This window comes from Fulvivirga aurantia, from assembly GCF_009711475.1.
Lineage (GTDB): Bacteria > Bacteroidota > Bacteroidia > Cytophagales > Cyclobacteriaceae > Fulvivirga > Fulvivirga aurantia.
On the sequence record NZ_SMMD01000164.1, the window covers coordinates 1 to 784 of the forward strand.

Here is a 784-nt window from a genome sequence, read left to right on the forward strand (position 1 = left end):
TCTACCACAGAAAGTAACTCCACGTACTTTTCTGAAAGGTATTTCTCTTTATTTCTTAAATCCTGCAAGGCAGGTATTATACCCTGGTTACCTGTATACAACATATCCAGGATCTTTTCAGTTAATTTGGCGTATTGCTCCTGCTTTCTGTAGACATCAGCGAATAGATCTACGGTTTGATAGTCGAGTAGCACCAGAGCATTTGTCGCTTGGGCTGTTTGCCAGGTTGTATTAAAAACATCAGCAGGTTTTAGTTGTATGTTGCCTACTCCGTAAAATTTTGCGATCTCATCTTCAACTTTAATGGTCACGTTGAAGTTATCTAGCTGAACGATAAAGTGGTTTTCTCCAACTTGCGAGAAATTGTATTTATCAGGAAACCCATTCATTTGTATTAAGGTATTGTACATTTGATCTTTTAATACTTTTTCGCTAGCTGTAAAATCTACACCCAGTTCTGATACGGGGATAGAGTCAATTAAATGATTGTTTTCCAACAAGTTTTTAATCAGCATATCATGGTATTTCAAGGCTTCCTCAATGGTTTTCTGATTATGCTGCACCTCCGAAATGATCGAGGACTTCACTCTATCTATAACATCGTCAGTTTTTATTGATTGCCTCCATTCGTTTAAAACCAAAGCGAGCAATACGCTAAAAGCCAATAAAATCGACTGAATAAGATAATCTTTGATTCGAGCTGATAGTTTGATTTTTTTCTTCATAGGATTAAATGACGCAGCAACATAAAAAAATTAAAGATCAGAAGCAATGTGCAGCCGGC

The 784-nt window shown here is 36.7% G+C and carries 1 protein-coding gene; it reads right to left on the bottom strand.

The genetic code is table 11. The features are described from left to right. On the bottom strand, nucleotides 1-725 hold a 725-nt coding region (locus E1176_RS00475), incomplete at its 3' end, for a hypothetical protein (RefSeq protein ID WP_155208629.1). Nucleotides 726-784 lie beyond the last annotated feature (59 nt).